Genomic DNA, 4,244 nt, shown 5'->3' with positions numbered 1-4,244 from the left:
CAACGTATACACATCTCGAGCGGCCGTGATTAAAATTACGTCACAGCCTTGATTACTGCCTCGAACACTGTTCAAAATATCTAAGCCAGTACCATCAGGTAAATACACATCAAGCAGCACGAGATCAGGCTTCAATAACCCTAACTGAAGTTCTGCTTCAGCTTGAGAGGTCGCAATACCGACCACTTCAAATCCATCCATTTGTGAGAGATATCGATGATGAAGTTCAGCAATCGCTATATCATCTTCAATGATCATAACTCGGGTTTGCTCATTCATCTCTTTTCATCCTTCGGCAGATAAACCGTCATTCTTGTTCCAAAATCTGTATTTTCCATCATTTCCAATTGACCGAAATATTTTAGTGTCAGTTGATTCACTAAATGCAGGCCAACCCCTCTATTTTGACTCGCTTTCGTAGAGACACCTTTTTTTAGTAATTCATTTCTTGTGACATGGCTGGGGAACCCTATGCCTTTGTCTATTACTTCCAATATGATTTCACTACCATAATCACTCACAGAGACCTCAATGCTACGTCGGTCATTTTGGTCCTGTAATTCAAACTCTCCCAGAGCAGACATAGTGGCATCAAAAGCATTATCGATGAGGTTACCTAATATCGTAACGACGTCACTGGCGTTAACTCGATCAGGAAGCGCTTCCAGTCTTGATCCCTCTTCCACGACAAGCTCTAGACCAAGCTCTCTTGCTCGCTCTGTTTTTCCCAACAACATACCGGCGATCAATGGATCTCGAATGGTTTCTCGCAAAAACTCAATCAAACTTTGATAGTGAGCGGTTTCTTGCCCTATCAGTTTTTGGACCGAGTCGAGTTCACCCATTTGTACCATCCCACTGATCGTATTCAGTTTATTGCGGTGTTCATGAGTCTGTGAACGCAGCATTTCAGCGTACGCTTTGGTTTGAGACAGTTGTTCACTCAGTTCATTAATTTCGTCGCGTAATCGAAAACTCGACACGGCTCCCACAACAACGTCATCCACAATAATTGGGCTACGGTTTGCAATTAACCTCTGATTATTAAGGAAAATATCGATATCGTGATCGCTTTCGCCCGTTTCCAGTACAATCGCAAGGTCACTGTCGGGCAACACTAAAGCTAACGGTTTATTCAGCGATCGCTCTTTATTGATACCTAGAATGTCACAAGCACTTTTATTGATTGACCTTAGGTTTCCTTTAGCATCTATGCCTAAAATCCCTTCTTTAAGGGTACTCATTGTCACGTCAAGCTCAACGTACAAACGTCCAATTTCTTCAGGTTCAAAACCAAGAATAGCTCGTTGGAAGCGGCGAGAGATGTAGCTTGAAATAATAGCATTAGCAATGACAACTAAAAGCGCCATAAGTAACAAGAAAGCTAAAAATGGCTCGATACGATCTTCTAACCTATCGATAAGATAGCCGACAGAAACGACCCCAATGATATTTCCCTGCTCATCGAGAACTGCAGATTTACCCCGAACAGAATAGCCTAGCGAGCCTTGTGCAAATGAAATATAAGACTCACCACTTTGTAAAGCTCGATCGTTGTCTCCGCCTTTCATAGGTAAACCGATGCGCTCGTCTACCGGGTGAACCAATCGAATGCCATTTCTATCGCCAATGACGATGAACGCCGCACCTATCATGGTAGTAAGGTCACGAAATCGAGATTGATTATCAATGCCTTGTTCAGAGATAACCTCAATGACATAAGGAGACTGAGCCAAAAACGAGGCTACACCCAATGCTTTTAGCCCCATCTCCTCTTCTTGGGAATGCTTTATATAAACAAACCCCGCGGCAACAAGAATAAGGAGCTCCAGCAACCCCGATAATGTCATGATAATTAGCATTCTTTTTCGAAAACTAATTCTGCTCCACTGCATGATGGTACTCCCTTCTATTATCGATAAAAATAACACTAACTTAACAATAGTAATGGAATACTCTCTAGATATGTGAAGATAGCGGCTAGAAAAACTATTGATTGACCAAAGCGAGAAAGTGAGACTCTGAGCTAAAGAAACAATACTCAATCATTGGTATCAATATATATAAAACTAAATGCAGTTAAAATTTTGATCTAAATCAAACCACATTTAGGTTATTTTTTGTACAAACCAATTAGTGCGAGTATAATTGATTGAGGTTTACTCGATGCGATTAACCTGAAAAAGTACGATTAACCCAAAAAGAACAATGTGACCATGACATCGAAAGCTTACAATAACTCTTACTCTGCTTTCGATGGCACAAACGTTATCCGGCTAGGATAAGTTCAGAGGAAAGAGTGATGAAAAAGGATGTTTTTGGGATTTGTCTTTCAAAATCCATGCTGTCAAATAATTTAAATACCACTTTTACCCATGTTAGAGCGTATCAATCGCTAGAACAAAACAGGGATGTAAAAGTAATGCAAGCCTATCCTCAACTATCAGGTGAGGAAGTTCTGAGTACGATGAGGGAATCTAAAGAGCTGCTATGGAGAGCGGAATTTAGCTGTCACGCCATGAAATGATCGACATACCAATTTCTATTATTGATTTCCATTGGTGACTGGATCTCTACTTAAGCAGGCCTTCCTCTTCTTGGGGAAGGCCTTTGTTTTTCTAATTGGGCTTTTGGTGTATTCGATTGTTAAGATAGTTCACCCACTGACTATGCTCTTCTGTTGGCTCTTGTTTCTCGGCTTGAATAGCAAACGTCAATGCTAGATCAAATTCCGATAATTGATATGCCGATTGAGTCATTGCCGACAGCATCGATACACTGAGATCAGCGTTTGGAATATTACTCATCTCATCGAGTACTCGTTGAAATTCTCGTTGGCTCAATAACAATTGCGCGGCATTCCAATGGTACTTCTTTTGCCAATGGTACTGCTTTTCAATTTCTGCGGCTAATTGCCAATACCGAACGGATTCTTCCCAATGTTTCGCTTGCTGTAAAAACTGTGCTTGTCTAACAATGTGACCCACATTCGTTAAAGCATCATCCAAAAGCGCAAGGCTTTCAGCCGCTTTAGCCGGCATGTTTTGATTAGCGTAAAGTTGAGCAAGTAGCGTTAACTGTTGTGAATTGGTTTCAATACCCTGTAGCTTAGACAGCGTTAGAATCGTTAACGCATTATCGACCCGCTCTTTTCGCAGTTCGACACTTACCCACTGCTGCCACCAGCGACTATTGTTAGGGTCTAATTCCACTAACCTTTCTAAGGTTTCTGAAGCGTTATCCCAACGCTCACGTTGCAATTGAGCACCTAAGCGAAGAGACAGAGCTGAAACATCGAGAATTCCACCGCTTCGCTGATACCTTTCAACAGAAGACAGCACGTCTTCCCACTGCTCTAACTGGTAATAAGATTGGCTTATACGAAGCCAAATCAGCGCTCGTTCTGGTTGGTTCGTCTGCTCTGTCTCCACGAGAGTATGGTAGTAATGGATTGCTTTCTTGTATTTCTCCTCAGACAAATACAAGTCAGCCAGCATTCGAACGCCACTTGCGTGTTGCGCTTTACTGAGCACGCCACTGTCTACAGAAAATTTAAGTGCGTTAATCGCATTATCTGGCTGGTCATTCTGCCAATAAAAAGCCCCCAACATACGCGCAACGAACGCTTGGTCGTACTCTTGTGACGTTGAGATAGATTCCAAACGTGAAATGGCTTCATCAAGCTTCCCATTTAGGGAATCGGCATGCGCCTGCTGCACGCGCTGCGCTGTGTACTGACTTAATTGATTGGCAAAAGCTGGCTGGATGGTTGCGAGCCCAACCAGCATAACAAAGCGCACCAGTACTTGGGTTATTCGTCTGGTTATCTTAATCTTACGCATCATTGAGAAAGCCTAAATTCCAATTTGACGGATTGTCCATGCTGAACAACACTCGCCTGGTTCACTATTTTCGGTTGATACTTCCAACGCTTGAGCGCCTGAACCGCTTCTCGTTCAAATTGCCTTGGAGGCTTACCCTCAACCACGACAATATCAAAGGGTTTCCCTAATTCATCTATCGAAAAGTTCATGATGACGTGCCCTTCCACGCCTCTTCGCAATGCTCTTGATGGATAGTTTGGTTCAACCCGGTGCAGCGGCATAGCCTTTTGATCCATCGTTGACTCCCCCGCCGTGGGAGCAGGAAGTGATATTTCAATGCCTTTAACCGATGATGCCAAATCGATCGAGGGCATCTCAATCGAGAGGCTGGTTGCTTCTAGTGAAGATACTGCGGCCGCC

General features: G+C 43.0%; 5 protein-coding genes. 1 reads left to right on the top strand and 4 read right to left on the bottom strand.

Annotated elements, in window-relative coordinates; all coding sequences use genetic code 11:
• Together ACP45E_RS15510 and ACP45E_RS15505 are read right to left on the bottom strand one after the other, a co-directional pair.
• Positions 1–279, bottom strand: a 279-nt coding sequence (locus tag ACP45E_RS15510) for a response regulator (RefSeq protein ID WP_141707358.1), incomplete at its 3' end; no start/stop codon positions are given.
• The gene (locus ACP45E_RS15505) at positions 276–1,895 is read right to left on the bottom strand and encodes an ATP-binding protein (protein ID WP_017039132.1); all 1,620 of its coding nucleotides are present in this window, start codon (positions 1,893–1,895) and stop codon (positions 276–278) included. The genes ACP45E_RS15505 and ACP45E_RS15510, both read right to left, overlap by 4 nt.
• Positions 1,896–2,302: 407 nt before the next feature.
• Here ACP45E_RS15505 and ACP45E_RS15500 point away from each other — a divergent pair, with 407 nt between their 5' ends.
• Positions 2,303–2,527 (top strand): hypothetical protein, encoded by a 225-nt coding sequence (locus tag ACP45E_RS15500; RefSeq protein ID WP_017034213.1) that lies wholly within the window; start codon positions 2,303–2,305, stop codon positions 2,525–2,527.
• A gap of 91 nt (positions 2,528–2,618) precedes the next feature.
• On the opposite strand, the gene ACP45E_RS15495 is transcribed toward ACP45E_RS15500, so the two are convergent.
• A complete protein-coding gene (locus ACP45E_RS15495) occupies positions 2,619–3,845 on the bottom strand; it encodes a tetratricopeptide repeat protein (RefSeq protein ID WP_017039133.1) in 1,227 nt (408 codons plus the stop codon).
• On the bottom strand, positions 3,842–4,244 hold a 403-nt coding region (locus ACP45E_RS15490; RefSeq protein WP_141707357.1), incomplete at its 5' end, for an energy transducer TonB. The genes ACP45E_RS15495 and ACP45E_RS15490, both read right to left, overlap by 4 nt.

This window comes from Vibrio genomosp. F10 str. 9ZD137, from assembly GCF_049974785.1.
Lineage (GTDB): Bacteria > Pseudomonadota > Gammaproteobacteria > Enterobacterales > Vibrionaceae > Vibrio.
This window is presented reverse-complemented; position numbering and strand designations above follow the sequence as displayed.